Source organism: Fontimonas sp. FW305-C-3 (assembly GCF_058783185.1).
In genome coordinates this window covers 57,346-78,827 of record NZ_JBYSYK010000002.1, presented here as the reverse complement: position 1 = coordinate 78,827, position 21,482 = coordinate 57,346, and the positions used below count along the sequence as shown (strand labels likewise).

Genomic DNA, 21,482 nt, shown 5'->3' with positions numbered 1-21,482 from the left:
GCAAAAGCTGTCCACGCCGAGGATGTGCCATGAATAACCGCAAGCGCCGGGCCTTCGGGCCATTCGTAGTTTTGGCAGGTATCACGCTCATGCAGACGGCGCCGGCGGGTGCGGCTGCCGAGGAGGCCGTGACCGATCAGCAAACCCCGTCAGTCATCGAGACAGCGGAGGCGCCGATGCTGGTCGCCGTGCTGCCGGTCGCGCCGGAGCCGGTTGCCGCCGAAGCGCCGGCCACCGAACCGCCGCCGGCGGGCGAGGCGGCTGCGGTGCAGCTGGACGATGTTGTTGTGACGGCGACCAAGCGCCAGGAAAGCACGCGCACCCTGGCCGGCGCCGTAACCGCGGTAAGCCGCGATCGCCTCGATGAGACGGGCTCGTCAAACTTTGCCGACTACCTGTCGCTGTCGCCCGGCGTCAACGTCAACTCCGGCCAGCCCGGCCAGACCATCGTCACCATCCGCGGCGTTTCCACCGACACGCTGCCGACCGCCGCGCAGACCGCGGTAGGCATCTACTACGACGATATCCCGCTGACCGATCCCGGCACGCCGGTCATGGTGCCGGACATCGACGCCTACGATGCGGAGCGCATCGAGATCCTGCGCGGGCCGCAGGGCGCCTTGTTCGGTTCGTCCTCGCTGGGCGGTGCGATCAACTACATTCCGCAATCGCCGGATCCGTCCGCGTTCTCCTTCTCGGCGCAGGCCAGCGGCAGCAAGACCGACAACGCCGACATGGGTTACAGCGGCAAGTTGATGGCGAACCTGCCGATCGTCGACGACGAGCTGGCGCTGCGCCTCGTCGGCTACTACAGCGATATCCCGGGTTGGGTCGATAACGTCGGCACCGGCATCGACGGTGCCAACGCGGCATCCGTTGGTGGTGGCCGCGCGATTCTCGGCTGGACCCCGACGTCGACGTCCACGCTGCGACTCACCGGCCTGCACCAGAAAGCCGAGATCGACGACACCGCCTTCATCGACGACAGCGGCGATCTGCGCAAGAACACCTTGATTCCCGAAGGCGCGAGCAACGAGATCGACATCGGCTCGCTGCGCTATGAGTACGACGCCGGCTACGGCGCCTGGTCGCTGATCGGCGGCTATCAGAGCAAGGACAACTACTTCATCAGCGATCAATCGGCATTCCTCGGCATCCAGGCGCTCGGCGTGCCAGTTCCGGGCGTGCAGACACAGGGCGTCGACGGCTACAGCGCCGAACTGCGCTTTGCTTCACCGGCCGGTGAGCGCTTCGACTTCCTTGCGGGCCTGTCGTACGCGGATCGCGACGAAACGCTCGATACGCAGATCGATATCGATCTGGCCGCGCTGGGCCGCGACGTCGCCGCCGGCCTGCTCGGCAGCCTGGGCCTGCCGGTGCCGGATGTACTGGGTGTGACAAAGGTCATCAGCCTGCAGGCCGATCTCACCGCGCCGGAGGCCGCCGCGTTTGTCGACGCCAATTGGCATATCACGCCTGCGCTCAAGCTCGCAGCGGGTGGCCGCTACTATCGCAACACGGTCGACGCCGACATCAATGGCGAAGGCGTGCTGTATGCGCCGACCGGCAGCCTGAACTTCAGCGAGAGCAGCAAGACCGACGCCAGCGGCTTCAATCCGCGCGTGTCGCTGTCGTACTCGTTCGGCCGCAGCGCGATGGTCTACGGTCTGTACTCGCGCGGCTATCGTCTGGGCGGCATCAACCTCGTACCGGACACTCCGGTCGCGCCGACCGAAACCACCTACGGCGCCGACAAGGTCAACAACTACGAACTCGGCGCGAAGACCAGCTGGCTGGAGGGCGCGCTGGTGCTCGACATGACCGGCTTCTATATCGATTGGGAGAACATTCCCTTGCAGGTGCAGGATCGCCTGGGCTTGTTCAAGTATCTGGACAACATCGGCGACGCGCGCATCTATGGCGTGGAGACCAGCCTGGCCGCGCGACCCGCGGACTTCCTGACGCTGCGCTCAGCAATCACCTGGAACAAGGCCAGCCTGCACAATGCCTACGATCCGCAGAACGGCCGCCCGCCGGTCGAACCCGGCGACCAGCTGCCCGGCGCGCCGGAATGGACGATCAGCAATGCCGTCACCGGCCGCTGGTTCATCGCGGACCTCGCGCCCATCGTGACGCTGGTCCACCGCTATGAAGGCACGTCGCCCAGCAGCCTGTCGTACAGCAACATCAGCAAGGGCGGCTACAACCAGTTCGACCTGCGCGCCGGCGTGAAATTGGGCAGTATCGGCGTGACGCTGTTCGGCAGGAATCTCACCGACGAGCGTGGCATCACCGCCGTGCAACCTTACGCAAGGGCGACCGGCGGCGAGCCGTATCGCCGCGACTTCGTCATCACACCGAGAACCCTGGGCCTGGAGCTGGAATACCTCTTCAACTCATGAGCGACAAGCCACTCACGTCGTGGAGCTACAGCCGGTACCGGTCGGCCGGGCAGGAGGGCAGTGCGGCTGTTGATGGTGCTGTGCTCAGCTATCGGCTCGCCGGCCCGGCCACGGCGGAGTATGCGGTCGTCATCGAGAATGGCTGGAGCGGTTCGTATCCGTACGCGTTATGGCTTGAGGAAGCGCTGGCTTCGAAGCTGCGCGTGCTGTCGTACGACCGTGCCGGCATCGGCGACAGCACCCGCGGCGTGGCGCCGACGGCGGCGGGCTGCTCGCAGCAGCTCGCCGCGCTGCTGTTCGCTGTCGGCGTGCATCAGCCCCTGATCATCGTCGGACATTCCTACGGCGGCCTGATCGCGGCGCTGCATGCCGCACAGTTGCCGGAGCGCGTGAAGGCGATCGTGCAGATCGATCCGACACCGGAGTTCAATCACGAACTCACCGATCCGCCGATGCGCAGCCTGCCGGCACTGGCACGCGTGATGCAGCTGTGCGCGTTGCTCGGCATCGATCGGCCGCTGTTCCTCGACGCGCCGAAAGAACTGCCGGCGGAAATCTTCCAAAGGGTCAAGCGCAGTCGCTGGTGGCTGGCGCGCTCGCTGAACGGCGCCATCGCCGAGATCCGGCCGCTCGAGGACATCCGTCGTGCCATCGAAGCTTCACCGCGCGGACAGCAATGCCCGCGTCTGGTGATCAGCGGCACTCATCAGCAGGCCGAAGCGACCTGGCTGCAGAAGCTGCTGCTCGACGAGGAGAAGACGCGAAAGTACTGGGACACGGTCTACGAATTGCACCAGCGGCAAGCCGCACGCAGCGCGGCCGGTCGCTGGTTACGCTTGCCCTACCAGCACATCAGTCTGGTGACGAATCGCCAGGCCGCGGGCGAGGTGGCTGCGGCCATCGTGGATTTCGTTTCGACGCTCTAGGGCCGCTTGGCCTGTGGCCCAGCAAGGGCCATGGCCTTCTGCCAGGCGGGCCGCTGAGTCAGCTTCTGCACGTAACGCTGAATGTTCGGCAGGCCATCGAGACTCTGGCCGCTAACTGCTGGCAGCGTCGTCACCGCGAATCCCGACATCAGATCGGCCAGGGTGAATTCGTCGCCGGCGAGATAGGCGTTGGTCGCCAGGTGTCGATCCATCTGCGCAAACAATCCATCGGAACGCCGCTGGGCAATCTTGCCGATGATGCCGCCGTCATGACCGCCCGCGGCCTTCAGCGCGGACTTGACGAAGAATCCCGACAGCACGTTGTTGTTGAACTGCAGCCAGTACAGGTAGTCCGCGTAATGCGGCGTATTGGGCGCCACGGTCAGGCGGCCGCCGCCGTGCTTGTGCGCCACGTACTGCACGATGGCGGTCGACTCCGCCAGCACCAGATCGCCGTCGCGGATGACCGGCGCCATCGCGGCCGGATGCAGCGCAACGTACTCCGGCGGCGCGAGGCGATCCGGGGCACGGTCGTACCACTCCAGCTTGTACGGCAGGCCCAGCTCCTCCATCAGCCAGACAATGCGATCGGATTGCGAGACACCGAGATGGTAGATGGTGATCACTGTGCTTTCGTCCTTGAGTTAAGTCGCTGGGAATGCCTGGAAGAATCCGGGGACCGCGGTGCCGCGATGTCGGCACCATAGCGAAGATGGCGGTCGCTTGACAGTTTGCGGCCGAACGCGCAGAAACCTTGCAGCCCATTCGTCCGAGAATCCAGCCATGACACAGCGCATCTCCGTTCCTCGCAACAAGGAGAACGACTACACCAACGAGGCCGCGCAGACGCGGCGTGATTTCATCAAGCAGCAGACGGGCACGGACCTCAAGCATGTCGGCTCGTATTCGTTCGATCCGTCCGTGCTGCCGGGCAACATCGAGAACTTCACCGGCGTTGCGCAGGTGCCGATCGGATTGGCCGGCCCGCTGCTGATCAACGGCGAGCACGCGCAGGGCATGTTCTACGCGCCGCTGGCGACCACGGAAGGCACCTTGGTGGCGAGCTACAGCCGCGGCATGCGCCTGCTGACCGAGTGCGGCGGCGTCAAGGTGACGGTGGTCGAGCACAAGATGCAGCGCGCTCCGGTCTTCATCTGCGAAGACGCCAAGGCCGCCCGCGAGTTCGGCCTGTGGGTTGACGAGAACTACGCCGCCATCAAGGCAGCCGCGGAAACCACAACGAGTGTCGGCAAGCTCGTCAGCATCGAACACTTCGCGGCCGCCAACTTCCGCTACTTGCGCTGCAACTACACGACCGGCGACGCGGCAGGCCAGAACATGGTCGGCAAGGCCACGTACGCGGCCTGCGAATGGATCATGGCCCACTACAAGCCGCAGGGCGCTTTCCGCTACATCCTCGCGGCCAATCTCGACACCGACAAGAAGCACTCGCAAGCCAATACATTGCTGACGGGGGGAAAGCGGGTAGTCGCTGAAGCCGTGATCAAGGACGAGGTCTGCCGCCGGCTGATGGGCATCGACACCAAGAGCCTGTTCAAGGCACGGCAGATCAGCATGGTCGGCGCATTCATGAGCGGCGCGGCATTCAGCGGCGCGCATGCGGCCAATGGCCTGGCGGCAATGTTCATTGCCACCGGACAGGACGCCGCCAACGTGGCGGAGTCGCACGCTGGCATGTCGTACGTCGATCTGCGCGACAACGGCGACTACTACTGGAGCGTGACGCTGCCGGCGCTGATCGTCGCCACCTACGGCGGAGGAACCGGCCTGCCGACCCAGCGCGAATGCCTCGAACTGCTCGGCTGTTACGGAGCAGGGAAGGCGGACAAGTTCGCCGAGATCTGCGCTGCCGTCGTGCTCGCGGGTGAAACCTCTCTCGCCAGCGCCGTGCTCGCCGGCGACTGGGTGAGCAGCCACGACAAGCTGGGGCGCAATCGAAAATAGGTTTGCGCGTTGACATTGCGTCGGTGCCGGCCGACCATGGGTCCATGCGCAGGATTTCCACATTCCATCGGCATCTGCTTCACGCAGGTACCAATCTCGCACGATCCTGAGCCCTGGACTTGGGCGCGCACTCGCGCCCCGATTTCCCAAGTCCAGGGACCCGCATAGACCCACACGCCGCCGCGACTGATCAGTCGCGTTGGCTTTGCGTCTTTGCATTCACCGCTGCCAACCAATTTCTGCCGGCAATCCGGCAGCCATTCGCCTGCGCGACGGATTCTGCTCCGCAGTGCCAAGAGAGAACATCCAATGATTCACACCAAAGCTTCACCTTCAGCTTCCGATTCGTTGCCGCCACTGGTGCTGGCATCCGCCGCGGCCGATCGCCTCCGAGGCGTGGCGCTCGCGGCGATGCGCGATGAGCCCGAGGTTGCCGAGCAATTGCTGGCCGAACTGGAGCGCGCGGAGGTCGTGTCGCCCGAGGCAATGCCAAGCACCGCCGTGACGATCGGCAGCTGGATCACCTATCAGGATATGGCGAGCGGCAGCATCCGCACGATCCAGCTCGTACTGCCGGAGGACGTTGACCCGGCAACGCAGCGAGTCTCGATCATCAGCCCCATCGGCGCCGCGCTCATCGGCCTGACCGTCGGCCAGGTCATGACCTGGCAACTGCGCGAAGGACTGATCCGTCAGCTGACCGTTCTGAACGTGTCAGATGCCCCCGTGCTGCCGGCACGGAGCGGCATCTGATTGGAGAACCGCGTGCCGCGGTCTCTCTGGTGCCGGCAACGGAAGTCTCAGGATTTCCGTTGCCGGCCAGACCTGCGAAGCGCGCGGGTTTAAAGCCGCACGCGGGTGACTGCGGAAACCCGCGGCGGCGGCGCCATTTCCTCGGCGCCAAATGCGCGTTCCCAGCCATCCGGTGCACACCAGCGCCAGAACGTCCCGCAGGTGCCGCATTTGTACGTAGCCCGGACAAAGCCCGAAGAGATGTCGCTCGCGAAACTCCGTTCAAACGATGCCGGAGCAATCGGACGAAGGGGGCTCATTTCGAGGTTGTCGCAGTGGCTGCAGCGGCTCATGGGTGGCATTCCGCATCTGAGGGGGGAACCGCAGGCTGCCGCATAAAGACTGACATGACGCTGAACATGGGATGCCGGCCGAATAGGCTCAGATCCGGACAATAGGATCAATATTGTCTTTTAAAGTCATGATGATATGGATACAACTTCATCTTCATTGTTACTCAAGGCTTCCCGGCAAGATCAAGGCAACGGCCCTCCGCATCGTCGATGCGAATCACGGCACCAGCATTATTTTTCCGATGTGAGATCCGCTCTCCATCAAGCTGTGCGCGGATGCCGCTTCAGATAAAGGAAATGTCTGATGGATCACGGGGCGCACTTTTCCGCCTTCAATCAACGGCCAGAACCGTTCGCGAAGGGCGGCCGCCACCGCCGCTTTGTAAGCCGAGGTGCGCGGTCTCAACGTCGATCCGGTCAAGGTCAAACGGCGCAGAAGAATCTGCGCAAGCGGCACCTGAGCAGTGCTGCCGCCAAGAAGGCCGATGAAGACCAGACGACCGTCGTCCGCCAGGCAGGAGATTTCGCGGGCGACGTAGTCACCGCCGACCATGTCCAAAATCACGTCGACGCCGCGACCCGCCGTCAGCGACTTGATCACTTCGGCAAAATCCTGCCCGCGGTAATTGATCGCCCGTTCGGCGCCCAGCGCCTCGCAGGCCAGGCGCTTTTCCTCGGTGCCTGCCGTGGCAAAAACCCGATGTCCCATTGCACTGAGCATCTGGATGGCCGTCACACCGATGCCGCTGCTGCCGCCTTGCACGAGGACCGACTCGCCAGACGCCAGCCGGGCTCGATCAATGACATTGCTCCAGACCGTGAAGGCCGTCTCCGGGAGCGAAGCAGCCTCCAGCAGGGACCAGCCACGGGGAATCGGCAAGCACTGGGCGACCTCGGCAACGCAGAACTCGGCGTAGCCGCCGCCTTCAACCAGCGCGCACACCGAATCGCCGATCGCAAAGCCCGAGCCGCCGGTATCTCCGTCGACAATGGTCCCGGCAATCTCGAGACCCGGTAAGTCACTGGCGCCCGGCGGCGCGCGATACAGCCCGGCGCGCTGCAGGACATCCGGACGATTCACGCCGGCGGCGGCGACGCGGATCAATACCTGGCCGTTTTTTGGAACCGGCATCTCGCGCTCGCAAGGCGTGAGAACTTCCGGCTTGCCGGGGCGAGCGATTTCTATGGCTTTCATTGTTTGTGCGGGTTGACGATGCCAGGAGCGGTTGCGTGGTTGGAAAGTGCCGGACGCAGGCTGTGTCTGATCAGGGCCTGATTCTGAGCGCATGGGCAGGACCGGGCATATATGGTCACGGCTGGGGTCGACTTATGTCGGTAAGCAGAGGTTTATGTCCTCCGATGAAAAGTCGTCTCATATCAACGCCTAGCGGAATAGTGACATCTAAATCTGTCCCCGGAACTGCTGGATTCTGCCTTGGAAAAGTCTCGCGAAGCGGGCGAGGGCGCAATTGGATGTTCATGATTTACAGGGACGGAATCGAGCGCTCTTGTGACCCGTTCGGATTCCGACGGGCAGCGAATCACCCTCCACCGTGCGTTGTTTTTGGACGAGATGGCGCGGCTTAAGCTCATTTCTGGCGCGCAAAGCGACGCGGAGAACGGCGCACGAGGCCGCGCCGTTCCTGCCCAGCCGGAAATTCAGGACGAAAGGGATTGGCTGCTGGTTTGGCAATATGACCCCGATATAGTCCGGATAGTGCTTCGGCCGGTCACGATCTGGTACGAGCATCCTGACGGCAGTAGGCAGCGCTATTCGCCCAATTTCCTTATTGAACACCGAGAAACAATCGGCCGCTCGGCGATTCTTTGTGACATCAAGCCTTCAGGTTTCGCCGCTGGGGCCGGAGCCGACTACTCGGTCAGATTCCGTGCAGCGTCTCGATACGCGCAGTTGAGAGGTTGGCGATTCACCGTCTTCCAAAGCCGCCAAATATCCCCGCAAAGGCTGAGACTGGCGCGACAGCTTGATCGGAATCGCTTCTACGAAGCCAACGATCTTGAGATCCAGTGGTTGAAATCGTCTCTGGCGAAGTCCGGATCGGTTCAAATTGGGCAGTTCTTTCAGAGTAGTGCCGGTCACCGCAGCCAGGAAGACCTACGAAGAATCATCTGGGCCGCGTTGGCCGGAGGGAGGATCGGCTTTTCAACTGATACGCTGATCTGTGCGGGCACCACCATCTCCGTGATAGCCAACTGATGCGAATTGAGCTCCTTCCAATCTCAGTTGGAGCAACTGTTTCCTACGATAGGCGCATCTGGACTGTTAGGTCCTGGAAAGGGCCTGATGCCGTGATCGCATCTGAACTTCTGTCAGGGGAGGAGCAGTCGCTTCCTGTCTCTGCTGTGGTACGTGTTGGAGCCAGAGAATGCCAGCCTCCTAGAGAGAGCATTTCCGCAAAGCGGTTGCGGGAGGCAGAGCGGAGGAGGGAAATAGTTGCCCCGCTACTTACCAGTCCAACTACCCGCAGCGAAGTGTCCGCATTAGCAAAGGCGTCGTCCGTAAGTGTGGCCACAATCTATCGATGGATGGCGAATCTCGACCGGTTCGGGGGACAAGTTGGAGGGCTCGCGCCATTTCCGAGAGGGCAAGGCGGAAGGCCGGCGCAACTCTCCCGATTGCATTCGAGCACGGGCCGCAAAGAGCGCCCGGGCGGCGTGGCAGGCTCACTCCCCTGTGTAGAGGGTACGGAATGCGGATTGCCATTGGACCAATGGCAAATCGATCACATTCCAATCTCTCTGAGGACATCAGAAGCTGAAGGGATCACACAGTTGTGGGCAACCGTGGTCATCGATGTTGGCACCAGGGTCTTCGCGGGTTGGTACATCGCCCTGCATGCTCCCAGCGCCACTTCGATCGCCTACGCATTGGCGCACGCCATCTGCCCGAAGGAGGACTACCTCCTTCAAGTTGGCGTGCATCAGGAGTACCCGATATGGTCAAAACCCGGGACTATCCATGCCAGTAATTCAGGAGAGTTCTGCGGGGCTTCTATCCAGCATGGCTGCGCTCGGCACCAACTGAGATTCCATTGGAGTGCGACAAAGTATCCTGAATATGGTTTGCATGTCGATCGCCTCATTGCTCCGCTGGAAGAGATTCTCGCAGAGCTCGAGAGGCAAGTTAACTCCGACGCGACACGACCGCGCGCAACGGTCTGTGAGGGCGTCTTAGTAGACTTAGTAGACCGCGCGTTCGCTCATTGGGCCATTTGTGTGCACGGCGCCCGTCCCCGGGATGATCTGCGCAATCGCAGTCCCCTGGCAGCTTGGCAGGCGGCAATTGAAGGTGGCGGGGACTGTATGGCGGGCCCACCTCCTCGACTCTTCGGCTTCAATCACATCGTCCGCGACTTCCTGCCCGCGTTCGAGCGATCGGTACATCACTACGGAATCCAACTTGACGGGATCGCCTACCACTGCGGGGACTTGTCCTCATTCGTCGGCGTGAAGAGTATCAAGCCCGGCAGTAACGGTATGTACGTTATTAAGCGCGATTGCCGCCATATCAGCCCGATTTGGCTCCTCGATCCCAGAACCGACGAATACATCGAGGTGCCTTTCGCGCGTCGAGGGCGCCCACGAATTAGCCGATTGGAACTAGAGCTGGCAAAGGCCTCAGCGAAGGCGAAAGGACATGAGGTGATCAACGAGGACGGGTTGTTTGCGGCTCACGCGGCGCGTAAAGCCAGCGACTCAGCGCCAAGCATTGAAAATGGATCGGGTGAGTTGCGCTCTGAGCCGCGACGGTACGTTTTGAACGGGGAAGTGTTGGCTCCGGAACTGGACCTAGAGCCGGCGCCTAACGGTGTTGTTCCCACCGACTTTGATGATACTGAGTTCGCGATACCAGTGACATGATCCAGGATCCCCGGAGCCGTCATCAGATTGCTAAACTGATGCTCATTCGCCAGAGTAAACCCCTCGCGCTGGGCATGAATTTCAAGGCGAAACAACTTACAGCGCCCTTCGTTTAGGGGGATAAGAAAGAGCTGATGGACGACCCCGCTACCCTTTTGAATTCCACGGTGCTTACCGCAACGCAGAGGGCGGGGGTCTCCGTGCTGGCGGAGCGGCTGAGTGGCCTTCCTGCGTCGCAGGACGATCGGACGAACTGGGTGGTGTTAACCGGGGCTCCGGCGGCTGGGAAGTCGTCTGTGCTTTCGCGGCTATCCGCGAGGGGCCTCGAGACGCGACCAGAGCAGGCGCGCATTTACATTGAGAACACGTTAAAGCTGCCGAAAGGCAGGGAAGAGCTAAGCATTAATCCGACCGAAGCGGTCGAGCAGATTTTTGCGATGAATCGGCAGCAAGCAGAAAAATCAGATCGCAGAAAGCTGACGGTCTTCGACCGATCGCTTGTGGACGTACTCGCGTTTGCACTGATCGACAATGTGCCGACGGATTCGTTGATCGACATCTGCGGGAGCTACAGATTCAGCCAAGCGTTCGTCTTTTCGGGGCGACCAGATGACGACGATGGAGACCCAGTCAGGTATCACGACAAAAGACTTGCGGATGCCACTGGTGCCATCTGCGAAATTCTCTATCGAGCGTTGGGCGTCGCGATCAAGGCAGTCCCCAGTATGTCCTCCTCCGCTTCGATTTCGATTGAAACTCGGACTCGGTTTGTGATCTCGCATATGTCACCAGAGATTACTCGCCTCTATCTCGGCGAAGAACCATCATGAAGAACACCGGCTCAGAGAGGGTTTTGAAGTTAACTTGAAACTCTGCGTCTCTGATGGGCACCCAAGTTAGTTCTTTCGGGCCAAAAGTACGCAGGCTTTCGAGCCTGAAATCTCCGTTCGACGTTGCGACCTCCAGAAAATCTTTGGGTTCGATTTTGTGGGTTTCGATCTCGACACTCTCATCGAGCACGGGAATCGTTGTCCTGATGTACCTGTGTTGAGCGTGGACGTCACTAATGATCCACAGGCCTCCCGCCTTGAGTACGCGCGCCACCTCCCGTATTGCCGATTCTTGAGCGCTCTCATGGCTAAGGGATCGAGCTGAAAGGCAGACGTCAATCGCCTCAGCGGCGAGCGGCAACGATCTACTGTAGCCACGAACCAAGTCTATAGCGTGTGGCGCCAGGCGTTGAGCAATTCGAAGCATGCGGCTGGATGGATCAACGCCGATCACACGTGCGAACTTCTGCGCCAAACTTGGTAGGTAGGCACCGGTGCCACAGCCGAGATCAAGCGCCGTTTGACGGCCTTCGATCTTCTTCAGTACTCCCTTAATGAGAGGCGCCTCGTTCGCGCGCCAAAATTCCTGCCACGGCCAGTCGTCGTAAAAGTCGGCTGCGAGATCGTATCCCGCCGCTGGATCGTACATCGATTTTCTCGGATGACTATCCAAACTCGCACCTACTGAGTCGGGCCGCTTTCAACCGGCTGACTCGGGGCGGCTGGCGCTACCGGAGTTTTCTCTTGAGGCGGTATCGTCGTGCTATCCACATCTATTGGAGGATTGGTTGGGATGTCTTTTCCATACCTATCGATGATTAACTTGGCATTTGCCTTTTCAATCATCTCCAAAACTCTTTCATCGGTGATGGCATCTCGCTCTTTTAAGAGCGGCCAAGCAAAGTAGAGCCCAGCGAAGGCGAGTGCTGCGCCCACTGCGTAGCCGTAAAAAGCTTGCAAGAAAAACGCTTGCTTGCCTGCGGACAGAGTGCTTTTCGCGTCCGCTAAGATTTTATCCACCTCGGCCTGAACTGCAGACGCGACCTTGCTCTTCGCCTCCGCGGCGATATCCTTTGATTCGGCGTCAAATTTGTCGACGGCGGCTTTAGCTGAATTGAGCTTGGTGTTCAATTCGGGGATTAGTTCATCGATACGCAGAAACGAGCGGTTGGCCTTGCAGGCTAACTCGCTGATCCTCGAGTCGTAGTTGTCATATTTAGACGACTCGATACGTTCCTTTGCTGGCATGTCGAGACCAGCGAAGATTAACTTCGCGATGGTGATATCCGCGCTTATCGAAACGGCTTGCGAACTGAGGTTGACAACATGAGCGCTCAAATATCCCTCATATCCGGGTTCAACCAGAGTTGAATTGAGCAGCAACAAGCCCTGACGGGAGAGGGAGTTAGTCTGAATCCAAATCCCTACGTAATCTGCAGGAACTCTAACGCGCTCAGCGCTTCTTATCCAAGCCACCGCGCTTGGAGCAATAACAGCGGCGTTGCCCGGCACGGTTAGGTCTTCGACGTTAACACTAACTTTGTTATCGCCAATTCCCCCGAAGGTGACGCGAGCAGCTTTGAATTCGTACGCGCAGTGTTTTGCGTTCTTCTGGTTTCCGCCTAGTATCAACTGCCCCTTTTCCATTCGCTCACGAATGGATTTATCGCTCAACAAACTCATCAGGATTGCCTCTGTTATTGCGGTGGGTATCGACTGCCTTGAGCCTCAGACTTAGCAGCTAAATCGAATACTTCGCAACCTCGTGAATGCCGGACGCAAGAATACAGACCCCTGATGGGCTGCCTTTGACTGGGCGCGCTAGTCAGGGTGATAAATTGGACGTACTCCGCCAGTCGATCGATCAAAAGCACCTCGTGCTCGTCCTCTAAGGGGGGGGGCTGTGAACATCGCTCAGAATGGGTGCAGCCCCCAGCCGTGAAAATCAATCAGCACTGCACGCACCGGCATTATCCGCGCGGTTTGCTATGCGAGAGGCAGCCCAATTTCAGGACCCGGGTGCGATCACTGGGCGTCGTCGCCCTTCGGTTTTGGAAGGAAGCGAAAGATCGCGGTGAGTGCGCCACCGATGATGGCCAGAAGAGCCGTTCCAATCCCGCCCAGCATCCATTTCTGCTGTTCATAGAGCCGATCGATATCCGATCGAATTGAGGCGCGGTACTCCTCTTGCCGCTTCATTGACTCGTCAATGTCTTTTCGAAGGAGGGGGATTGAAAGCGCTCTCTCCGGGCTGTCAACGATCGCGGCTTCGATCCTCTGAAGCCGCTCGTCGACCGCCGCCAATCCCGACGACAAGCGTTGGTGTTCAATCGCAATAGGGGCGTCATCGTTGGGTGCCGAGAGCTGCACACGCAGCTTCTCCAGGTCGGCTACTTGAAGTTTGAGATTATTGACTTCAGTTTGAACCGCGGCGGCTTGTGTCGCAGTCAGCGGAGGTTTTTTGAACTCCACTTTGGTTAGGTTGAATAACTGCGACAATGCGAAGAAGAGCCCTACAATTCCCGTCAGAAGCGTCGCGGCCGCTAACCTGAGTATCTCAGAGCGACGTTTTGCCTCTTTTTCTTGAAGCTCGCGCTTCAAGTGTTCGACTTCGTCCTCAGCACTCATTTTTCATCTTGCTCCGAATGGTTCGACGGCTCGAGCGGGTGACGTAAGTGTTCTCAGCATGGGTTCCAAGTCAGTCACATTCAGCGAGGCACATCTGTAGCTTTCACTGTGTACGACAAACGGGGGAGGGCGGAAGTTGACTTCGATTCCTGCTGTTTCGTCTAGAAGCTGGGGCAGGGCGAGGCAGAACGTGTGGAGCTACACGCTGGGCGTGGCGGACCTGGTAGCTCGCCCGATGAGAGCACTAAGAGATACCAGTTCGGCATCCCTCCCCATATTTCGCCGCTGCTTCCGGCCCGACTTCGTGATGTAGTTCTTCCCCGCGACGGGCTCCCAGCCGGCATGTTTTTCAGGTGCAACTTTGGGATACGCCTTATCGGCCGAAGAGGACAAATGCTCGGCAACAAACCCGCTCACAGATGCACAATAGTCCTCGATCTCTTCGGATAAGAGGAACTTCTTAAAGGGCTCATTGGAGGCAAGCACGAGCGCGGCCATAGGCTCGCCTCTCTGCCTCGGCTCTTTTGCCCACTCTGAAAACGACTTGAAGACTGGTATTACGTAGACCGATCCGCCGGCGGACGCGATGACGCCGTTACGTTCCCTCTCGGTCTGAGGCATCTTCTCTACATCGATGTGAACAGGCTCTCTCTCAATAAATGCACTAACCAAGCCTGGAACATCTTTGTGGATTAACGTGCGCTGCTCGATCTCGAGCGTCATTCCGTAGGAGTAGAGCACCCGGTATAGCGAGTCGCTGTACTTGTCGACAATGTATGACCGAATCGAGGGAACACCGAGCTTGCGACGAAACTCCGAGCCGATTGCGGATAGGACCCGAGCCATAAAGTCCGGGTCGCGAAGACCGATATTTCTTACAATAAACTCATCTGCGCCTGCGCGGCCCCGTTCAACTATCGACGGTGCCAGGTCGTGAAGCTGGTTAAAGTCCAAGGTGTCGATTCCTGGAACGATGCCGCACAAGTAGTAGTTCCGCACCTCACGTATCTCTAGCGCGGCGGCTCCGAATAGAGCTGTCTTAAGAAGCTGGGATAGGTAAGTTCCGAGCCCTAAGATCGAGACAGGGGAGGCGGATCTTTCCTCGTTGAATCTGAACCCGATCGTCGAAATTTGGCGAGCGCTGCGTTCACGCAGATCATCGAAGGCCCAGGCGGGATGGTTTGATACGATCCCCCCGTCCACATGAGGATGGCCATTAATCTGAACTGGCTGGAAAAAGATTGGATAGCAAGCAGATGCGGCAACTGCATCGCTAACATACATCTCGGGATACTCCGCGTTCGAGAGAATCTGCATTTTTCCGGTAGCGATATTGCTTGCTACAACGCGAAGCGGAATCTTCAGGTCTCGAAATCTCGCCCGGCAATCTGAGGGTAGCCCCAGCTTCGCTCGGAGTTGGTCATCCACGAACTTTTTGAGTAAGTCTGTAGACGTGTTCCCAAAACTTTTGAGGAACCGGTTTACCATCGCTCTGTTAGCAATTCCGACTCTCAGAACGAGGGCACTTATACCGATTGACAGAAGCAGCGCGCCGAACTTTCGCTTCCGTGGTTCTTTCAGGGATTCGCTAAGTTTGCGCCACTGGTCCCAGTGACCTGGATCTAAGAGCTCAAACGCATCAATCGCGAAGGCGCCGCTCCGACTCCCAGATTCGTCAATATGGAACAGCTCTTCGCTTGTGAATCCAGCGGCGATAAACGCCGAAACGATTGCGCCAGCTGAGGTACCGGCTACTGCCTCGAACTCGATTCCCCGGGACTCAGCGGCCTTTAGAGCACCAATATGTGCGTAACCTTTGGCGCCGCCGCCCTCAAAGACCCCGTATGCGCGCAATCCTACCCTTCCACGACGATGGCTTGATCGCGCTTAAGTTCAAGCTTCTCGATAGCCAGATCTACAAGCAGTTCGGCCGGGAGGAAGCCATCGAGAATCACGTCTGCGTAAGCGGGGATCACCTTCGCGAGCTGCGCTTCAGTGAGGTCGGAATCGTACTTTGCGAGCATTGCAGGCTCAATCGGGTCCGGGCGACTCGATGCACGATTCGCGCGCAAGTCGTCGTCTAGATTTATATGAACGTGCTTGAACGAGAAATTCGCATTCCTCGCAATCTGCTGCATCACGAATCGCACTTCGGCATGCCGCAAGCCATCGACCACTATGCCGGGGCAATTTTGCCACTCAGGTTTTTGAGCGAGGACTTTTTCGACAAAAGATTGGACATTTGACTGGACGAACATCTGTCCGAGTCGTTGAAGTAGATTTCTGTCGTTCGGATCTTTTTTCTGCTGAGTAGCAAAGTTCCGGATGTAATCTCCGAAACTCACCCGAGGCCAATCGAGTTTCGACGCGACATCCTTGGAAATTGTGCTCTTTCCCGATGCAATTGCCCCGGAGAAAGCCACCATTACCTTGCTCATAAAATGCCCATTATTCGGAGAAAGAACCGTGTCAATAGGATACTATTTGAGTGCTATCACTGCACGAACTTTGTGCCTGAGGAAGCGGGTTCGGTCGCATCTGATTCTTAAAATCCGAGGCTTCATCCCGAGCCGTTCGCTTCAGTTTTCTCAGCAGAAAGTCCGTATTCCGTCGTTGCCAAACGGATATCGGGTCGACGGTCTTGCTAACGGCGTTTCCCGACGTCCAAATTGTGCCGCCTTTTCTGGCAGGATCGGCACTGCTGGTCGATGTCAGAACGTTGAATGGCGCGAGCACGGCTCGACGCGACGGGGCCGTTGTGTCAAGGATAAAACGGATGCGGCTGCCGTCAATCTCGTACTCCGACAATGCCTGGGCCGGCTTTTCTGACCCTAACCAGTGGTAGACCGTAGAATCGCAGCGCTGAGCAATCCAAGCTGTCCCCGTCCGCCACTGAGGATCTACGTTAGTCAACCCATGTTCCACCAAGGCCCTCCGTTCGAAGAACGGAGTGTCGTATCTGGGGGCGAAGTCAAGTGGCCTGACGTCCACCAAGCCGAAAGCACGCGCGTGGGGTCTGAGGTCGGAAAACCATTGGGCCGCAGATGGAGCAGTAAGAATATTGGGCCCAACCCAGCAGACAGTCCCACCAGGCCGCACCAGGGAAATGGCTTGGGTGAGCATTGCTAAAGCAATGGAGTCATACCAAGGCGGGTCCACGATAGCAGCATCAACCTGCACGAGCTTCCGTGTATTCCACACTGCGTACGGCTGGATCTGGGGGGCAGCGGCGAGAACTGCGTTGGCCACAACATCATCATCTCTCGCGGCAACGATAAGTTGCGCACTCGCTCTGTGATCAGCCGCAAATAGAGCCGTTGTCGGCGCGCCCAGAAAGTAGATGCTTTCTGCCCGTCGTTCGCCATTCGCCGCTTCGAGCAAACTTTCGTTGGTCGGATCGGTGAAGCGCCATTCGAATTCGATCGGATGAGGCCGCGGAAGGCGAGGGTCGTAAACTGGCCGGCAATCCTTGGTTGGGGTGTTGATCGAATGAAGAACTTGCTCGGCGGATCGGGCCGTTGACCCTGGGCCTGCCGCTGCAGAGAGAAGAGCCTTCACGATGTTCTGAGGCGACGCGCCGTCCATGTTGGCGCAGAGGTCGCCAAAATCCGGATACTTCTCAATCCGCAAGCGGAGTCGCTGGTGCAGAAGATCGTTCACGCGTTAGCGGTCTCCCATATCGCGGTAACACTCCTGCGCGCGAGCTCCGATTTCCATGCATCCAAAACATCGCTCTGGTAATCGAGAGCCAATCGTCGCTCCGCGGTGACCCTAGACGTCATCGCGCCGAACTTAGAGATCTGTAGGGGCACTACGCGAGACAGCAAGCCTGTCCGCATCACCTCAATCCGGTCCATGAGTCTGCGAATGCGTCCACCGAGGTCGCTCGAGGAGAGCGACGTCAGGGTGATGTAGCAGTACAAGTCCAGAGCAGTTGCGGCATACGCGGAGAGGATCCTTAGCTGTCGGTCAAAATCCTCCTCTCGGGCGCCGGTGTTAAATGCGAATGACGTCTCGTCAAATCCTTTGATACAGCACACACGTGCGTAACCCGAGTAGCGCTCGATTCGTTCCAAGGTTTTCCGTTGGCCCTGCTCAAGGAGCAGTTCGCTACTCAAATTGTCATCGGACCAGAGGAATACAGAATCACCCTGACCAGACCCATCAAGGGCGTCCATCGTCCACCCGATCCATTCGGGCACAAGGTCTGGTGAGCCACCGGAAAGATCGAGCACATCGGGCCGTTCAGACTGCTGTAAGTACTCATCGACGAGTTGCGAAGCAGTAACCCAACTCGCTCGGCTCTGTCGAGCGCTGAGGTCTGCATAGGGGACGTAGCAGTACCAACATCTCCATGCGCACCCTGCAATCTGAAACACCTGGACGCGAAGTGGCTCAGGAAGCTTCTTCCTGAGCCACCGTTCGGCCGGGATTCGGGGCAAAGGATTTGTAGGCCAGATGCCATCGGTAGAAGCTCGGAAATGACGAACTCGTCCCAAGCCACGACAGTTCGGTGGGACGGAAAGATCATTGGCCTGATCTGAGCGCCCCAGATCCGTGATGAGCAATGCTCCCTGGTCTGCATCGAGGCATTTACTTCGCAGCCGTTGAAGCATCGAAGGGGTGTCTATACGACGCCTTTCTGCCATGGATGGTCTAGCGCCTTTCGGGCTTCTTTCGCAGATTGAGCGCCGCTGGATTCGGGTCGCGCGGGATCTGGCCTTCGAGCCTCTGGTCGAGATACTCCTTCACAAGGTGCTCGCAGTACTGCAGTTGCTCAGCCGTAAGAGTCACATTGTCTGGGATGCCGTGCCAGTAGCTCAAACACTTCCTGCAGCACGTCGCAGTGGCATGCTGCGCGTAGAAGATAGTGTTGCCTTCCATTGGCGTCTGCCGGCCGTCCCATGCCCCTTTCGGTTTACCGACGGATGTACGAAGTCGGGGTAGCACTTTCTCGAGAAGCTGATCTAGGCCCAGCTTCTTCGCATGGCCAAGCGCCACGGGATCAAATCTCACATGCCACATGTGGTGGCGAATTTTCTCGAGGCGCATTGCGTCGAACGTAAACCGAACGTCCGAGCGATCTCGCTGATGAACGCGCCCCCAGTCGATCAAATTGGCGCCACACTTGCGACAAGTGCCCGGCTCCGTCTTCATTCCACGCTTCTTTAGGAAGCAATGAAGGTCCTCTTCGCAGTCCGAATCCGTACACCTCACCCTGAGTGGCGGCGCCTGCGTGTCCAGATTTTCGTCCTCTTCGTCATTGGCTGTTGAGCGGTTCATGGCGGGTCTCCAGTGCCTGAATTAATAGTGCCTGCTCATGCTTCGAGAGCAGGGACATGTCGGACAACTCTGCAAATATGTCTCTGGCGACCTTCCATGGAGACTCCTCTTCCGGCTGCAGATTCTGAGCGGCGCCCCACCAGTCGTGCCCGCTTTCTGCAAGCCGGTGTGCCATCAAGTTGGCGAGAAGGCCAACAGGAACATTCGACTGCTCCGATACTGCGACGGTGGCTGCTTTCATTTTTCGGATGTTATTACCCGATCGGCTCGCGATCTCGCTAGTTAGCTCATCGACCCGTCCCTTGGACGCGCACAGCACTGCGAATCGTGTGGCCCGCTTTTCATCTTGACTTTCCCTCGCCTCAGAGGAGGTCTCGTCACTTTCAATTATCGTGAAGTCACCAGGAGGCTCATGCGATGCGTGATAGAGCTCGTGGAGAAGGTCAATGAGCCATCTCCAAGAACTCGAAGAGTTCTGCTTCAAGACAATGACGCAGCGCCCATTCGACCTTAGGCACGCGCCGTGAAACGCAACGGAGTCCTGGAGAGCGAGAACTGGTATGCCAGATTGCCAACAGCGAATCAGCGCAGAGCGGAACGACGGATACTCTCCGTGAAAAAGAAAGTCGTGCATTCTCGAAGAGGTCTTCGGCAGCTCCACAATAGGTGCTGATACGCACTTAGCCGCGATTTCCCCGAGCGCTTTGACGTAGGCAGAGTAGGCTCTTGTTCGATTTTGAGCCGCACTCGATGGCAGCTTGAAGCGCATCGCCGGTGCGGGCAGGTGAGCACGGCCCGCTAGAACGCCAACGGCATTTGTCCCGACCAGCAGCTCTAGCCTGGAGTTCAAGTCTTCCGCATAAGAGACGGCCGTTGAATCCCTGGGGAATATGCGTTCCTCTATGACAGCCTGCGGCAAGCCAAGCTCATTCAAGCGCCCCTTCAGGTCGTTTGCATTCACTGCCACTGGCCGTGCAAGTGAGACCTTTCCAGATAGCTTTACATCCAAGACCCTTGCCACTTCAGCGAGCGTATCGAAGCTTGCTTTCTTGTAAAGCTCCGACTCCCATCTCTGAACTTGCTGAGCTTTCACACCCATGTTGTCTGCGAGAGCGGACTGCGACAGACCTCTCCTTACGCGCGCCTTAACGAGGGCGATCGGGATGCTGCTCACAGTGTCTACTTCCAACTCATCGATCGATCCACTCTTGAGGTTTTCGTACTCCTGCAGCTCCAGCTCGATCTGCTCGATCTGAGACTGAAGTGATCGCAGCCTTACTTTTTTTAAGAATGGACTTTCATCCGTTGCTGCGGATTCCACTGATCGCAACGCACTTCGAAAGCTTTGAAGCCGCTCTAAGCTGATCCTGCGTTGGTGGTCAGTAGAAATCATTGGACTGTACCTAGATTAAGAATGATGACTCCCTTCGGAACTCCGTTTCGATCCGTCTGGAAGAATTCTCTGAAGGTGTATCCGGAGATGGCTTGATTCTGTTCTGCGAAAAGCTCGCCGAAGTACTCGAGCTTCATGGCTAAGCGGGTCCCGGCAAATCGATCGTCAATGATTGCCACGTCAACGTTGCTGAAGTCACAACAAGCGTCGTAGTCACTGGGCTCTTCTTTGTCGGTGACGAAGCTGCCATCCAGTAGAAAGAACTGGCAACCCGCCTGATGCAGATTCATTGCCATGCGCCTCAGCCCTGAAAGGAGGTGTTTGCGCTTCGCGGTTCCGCCAAATCGCTGAACGACTTCCGGCCACGTGGCGACATGTTCGCCAGGTGGGAGGTAACCGGTCACAGGATCAAATGGTGGTATCATTACAACTCCTGAGTTGTAGCTTAGACAGTTGGCGATGCATTTGCAATCGGAGACACGGGCCCCAAACACGATATGAACGTCCTATCTATATGAATTAGATAGAAATCAAGTATTTGTCGTGTCCGCAACTCGGTTGTTCGCTTAAGCGGCCTATTCAGATGGTCTTCGATGAGCGGAGACGCGGCCTTTGAGCCGATTCGCGACCGCTAGCGTCTGACCGACGCCGACCCCTCACTGCGAACACCGGGACCTCTCTCTGAAACACGTCGGCACCATGGCGGCGAACCGCCAGTCGAGTCGCAGAGGCTTCGTATCGCGCGCGTAGGGTGAACGGTCTCCGGAGGTAGAATTCGACAAGATAGCCAGCCACCTTCGAGTTAGATGTGCGTCTCGCCAGGACGCACGATTTTCAGGGTCACGACGTAATGTAAAGCGGCCAACGCGCCATACATACCTGTCCTGATGGACAGGGGCGGGGAGAGCGGGGTGCGCGAGAAGCTTAGGCACTCAGTGTTGTGGCGCGAGGTGCGACGACTCGCGGTCGCAATCGTCTTTGGTCGAGCTGCGGGCGTCCGATGTAGAAAATCGAGCGTCCTGCAATAGCGCCGCCCCCCGCAGATCTCGAACTCAAATTTTAGAATCCACGCATCTAGAAACGCGTAG

The 21,482-nt window shown here is 58.5% G+C and carries 19 protein-coding genes; 7 read left to right on the top strand and 12 right to left on the bottom strand.

The window, feature by feature from the left end; genetic code table 11:
* Positions 1–89 precede the first annotated feature (89 nt).
* Positions 90–2,402, top strand: a complete 2,313-nt coding sequence (locus AC3WUF_RS06565) for a TonB-dependent receptor (RefSeq protein WP_492423719.1) — start codon at positions 90–92, stop codon at positions 2,400–2,402.
* 80 nt (positions 2,403–2,482) lie between these two features.
* Entirely contained in the window at positions 2,483–3,328 is an 846-nt protein-coding gene (locus AC3WUF_RS06560) for an alpha/beta fold hydrolase (protein ID WP_492423717.1), read from the top strand.
* On the opposite strand, the gene AC3WUF_RS06555 is transcribed toward AC3WUF_RS06560, so the two are convergent.
* On the bottom strand, positions 3,325–3,954 hold the full coding sequence (locus AC3WUF_RS06555; RefSeq protein ID WP_492423715.1) for a glutathione S-transferase family protein: 630 nt from the start codon (positions 3,952–3,954) through the stop codon (positions 3,325–3,327). The genes AC3WUF_RS06560 and AC3WUF_RS06555 overlap by 4 nt on opposite strands.
* Positions 3,955–4,111: 157 nt before the next feature.
* Between AC3WUF_RS06555 and AC3WUF_RS06550 the strand changes: the two genes are divergently transcribed.
* Positions 4,112–5,293 carry a hydroxymethylglutaryl-CoA reductase gene (locus AC3WUF_RS06550; protein ID WP_492423713.1) on the top strand — a complete coding sequence of 394 codons (1,182 nt, stop codon included), beginning with the start codon at positions 4,112–4,114 and terminating at the stop codon, positions 5,291–5,293.
* Between the two features lie 360 nt (positions 5,294–5,653).
* Positions 5,654–6,046: a nucleoside diphosphate kinase regulator gene (rnk, locus tag AC3WUF_RS06545; RefSeq protein ID WP_492423711.1), complete on the top strand. Its 393-nt coding sequence runs from the start codon at positions 5,654–5,656 to the stop codon at positions 6,044–6,046.
* A gap of 549 nt (positions 6,047–6,595) precedes the next feature.
* Here rnk and AC3WUF_RS06540 read toward each other — a convergent pair.
* Complete coding sequence (locus AC3WUF_RS06540) at positions 6,596–7,573, bottom strand: NAD(P)H-quinone oxidoreductase (RefSeq protein ID WP_492423709.1); 978 nt, start codon at positions 7,571–7,573, stop codon at positions 6,596–6,598.
* A gap of 315 nt (positions 7,574–7,888) precedes the next feature.
* Between AC3WUF_RS06540 and AC3WUF_RS06535 the strand changes: the two genes are divergently transcribed.
* The 3 genes from AC3WUF_RS06535 (at position 7,889) to AC3WUF_RS06525 (ending at position 11,090) form a co-directional block, all read left to right on the top strand.
* Complete coding sequence (locus tag AC3WUF_RS06535; RefSeq protein ID WP_492423707.1) at positions 7,889–8,596, top strand: Tn7 transposase TnsA N-terminal domain-containing protein; 708 nt, start codon at positions 7,889–7,891, stop codon at positions 8,594–8,596.
* 506 nt (positions 8,597–9,102) lie between these two features.
* On the top strand, positions 9,103–10,260 hold the full coding sequence (locus AC3WUF_RS06530; RefSeq protein ID WP_492423705.1) for a Mu transposase C-terminal domain-containing protein: 1,158 nt from the start codon (positions 9,103–9,105) through the stop codon (positions 10,258–10,260).
* 134 nt (positions 10,261–10,394) lie between these two features.
* Complete coding sequence (locus AC3WUF_RS06525; RefSeq protein ID WP_492423703.1) at positions 10,395–11,090, top strand: AAA family ATPase; 696 nt, start codon at positions 10,395–10,397, stop codon at positions 11,088–11,090.
* On the opposite strand, the gene AC3WUF_RS06520 is transcribed toward AC3WUF_RS06525, so the two are convergent.
* From AC3WUF_RS06520 to AC3WUF_RS06475, 10 genes are all read right to left on the bottom strand, one after another.
* Positions 11,056–11,739 (bottom strand): class I SAM-dependent methyltransferase, encoded by a 684-nt coding sequence (locus tag AC3WUF_RS06520; protein WP_492423701.1) that lies wholly within the window; start codon positions 11,737–11,739, stop codon positions 11,056–11,058. The genes AC3WUF_RS06525 and AC3WUF_RS06520 overlap by 35 nt on opposite strands.
* 32 nt (positions 11,740–11,771) lie before the next feature.
* The gene (locus AC3WUF_RS06515) at positions 11,772–12,773 is read right to left on the bottom strand and encodes a dCTP deaminase domain-containing protein (protein WP_492423699.1); all 1,002 of its coding nucleotides are present in this window, start codon (positions 12,771–12,773) and stop codon (positions 11,772–11,774) included.
* A gap of 342 nt (positions 12,774–13,115) precedes the next feature.
* Positions 13,116–13,718 (bottom strand): hypothetical protein, encoded by a 603-nt coding sequence (locus AC3WUF_RS06510; protein ID WP_492423697.1) that lies wholly within the window; start codon positions 13,716–13,718, stop codon positions 13,116–13,118.
* A gap of 198 nt (positions 13,719–13,916) precedes the next feature.
* Positions 13,917–15,572, bottom strand: a complete 1,656-nt coding sequence (locus AC3WUF_RS06505) for a patatin-like phospholipase family protein (RefSeq protein ID WP_492423695.1) — start codon at positions 15,570–15,572, stop codon at positions 13,917–13,919.
* A 2-nt stretch (positions 15,573–15,574) separates the two neighbouring features.
* A complete protein-coding gene (locus AC3WUF_RS06500) occupies positions 15,575–16,156 on the bottom strand; it encodes an AAA family ATPase (RefSeq protein WP_492423693.1) in 582 nt (193 codons plus the stop codon).
* A gap of 31 nt (positions 16,157–16,187) precedes the next feature.
* The gene (locus AC3WUF_RS06495) at positions 16,188–17,378 is read right to left on the bottom strand and encodes a hypothetical protein (RefSeq protein ID WP_492423691.1); all 1,191 of its coding nucleotides are present in this window, start codon (positions 17,376–17,378) and stop codon (positions 16,188–16,190) included.
* The gene (locus AC3WUF_RS06490; RefSeq protein ID WP_492423689.1) at positions 17,375–17,896 is read right to left on the bottom strand and encodes a hypothetical protein; all 522 of its coding nucleotides are present in this window, start codon (positions 17,894–17,896) and stop codon (positions 17,375–17,377) included. The genes AC3WUF_RS06495 and AC3WUF_RS06490 overlap by 4 nt, the downstream gene beginning before the upstream one ends.
* A 478-nt stretch (positions 17,897–18,374) precedes the next feature.
* Positions 18,375–19,001 carry a DUF4186 family protein gene (locus AC3WUF_RS06485; RefSeq protein WP_492423687.1) on the bottom strand — a complete coding sequence of 209 codons (627 nt, stop codon included), beginning with the start codon at positions 18,999–19,001 and terminating at the stop codon, positions 18,375–18,377.
* On the bottom strand, positions 18,979–20,394 hold the full coding sequence (locus AC3WUF_RS06480; RefSeq protein ID WP_492423685.1) for a helix-turn-helix domain-containing protein: 1,416 nt from the start codon (positions 20,392–20,394) through the stop codon (positions 18,979–18,981). The genes AC3WUF_RS06485 and AC3WUF_RS06480 overlap by 23 nt, the downstream gene beginning before the upstream one ends.
* Positions 20,391–20,819 (bottom strand): DUF6932 family protein, encoded by a 429-nt coding sequence (locus tag AC3WUF_RS06475; RefSeq protein WP_492423683.1) that lies wholly within the window; start codon positions 20,817–20,819, stop codon positions 20,391–20,393. The genes AC3WUF_RS06480 and AC3WUF_RS06475 overlap by 4 nt, the downstream gene beginning before the upstream one ends.
* Between the last annotated feature and the right edge of the window lie 663 nt (positions 20,820–21,482).

Coding starts and splice junctions, on each gene's coding strand:
- AC3WUF_RS06565 (WP_492423719.1), top strand. CDS start 90: ATGCAGACGGCGCCGGCGGGTGCGGCTGCCGAGGAGGCCGTGACCGAT.
- AC3WUF_RS06550 (WP_492423713.1), top strand. CDS start 4,112: ATGACACAGCGCATCTCCGTTCCTCGCAACAAGGAGAACGACTACACC.
- AC3WUF_RS06540 (WP_492423709.1), bottom strand. CDS start 7,573: ATGAAAGCCATAGAAATCGCTCGCCCCGGCAAGCCGGAAGTTCTCACG.
- AC3WUF_RS06525 (WP_492423703.1), top strand. CDS start 10,395: ATGGACGACCCCGCTACCCTTTTGAATTCCACGGTGCTTACCGCAACG.
- AC3WUF_RS06520 (WP_492423701.1), bottom strand. CDS start 11,739: ATGTACGATCCAGCGGCGGGATACGATCTCGCAGCCGACTTTTACGAC.
- AC3WUF_RS06515 (WP_492423699.1), bottom strand. CDS start 12,773: ATGAGTTTGTTGAGCGATAAATCCATTCGTGAGCGAATGGAAAAGGGG.
- AC3WUF_RS06510 (WP_492423697.1), bottom strand. CDS start 13,718: ATGAGTGCTGAGGACGAAGTCGAACACTTGAAGCGCGAGCTTCAAGAA.
- AC3WUF_RS06500 (WP_492423693.1), bottom strand. CDS start 16,156: ATGAGCAAGGTAATGGTGGCTTTCTCCGGGGCAATTGCATCGGGAAAG.
- AC3WUF_RS06490 (WP_492423689.1), bottom strand. CDS start 17,896: ATGGACGCCCTTGATGGGTCTGGTCAGGGTGATTCTGTATTCCTCTGG.
- AC3WUF_RS06485 (WP_492423687.1), bottom strand. CDS start 19,001: ATGAACCGCTCAACAGCCAATGACGAAGAGGACGAAAATCTGGACACG.
- AC3WUF_RS06480 (WP_492423685.1), bottom strand. CDS start 20,394: ATGATTTCTACTGACCACCAACGCAGGATCAGCTTAGAGCGGCTTCAA.
- AC3WUF_RS06475 (WP_492423683.1), bottom strand. CDS start 20,819: ATGATACCACCATTTGATCCTGTGACCGGTTACCTCCCACCTGGCGAA.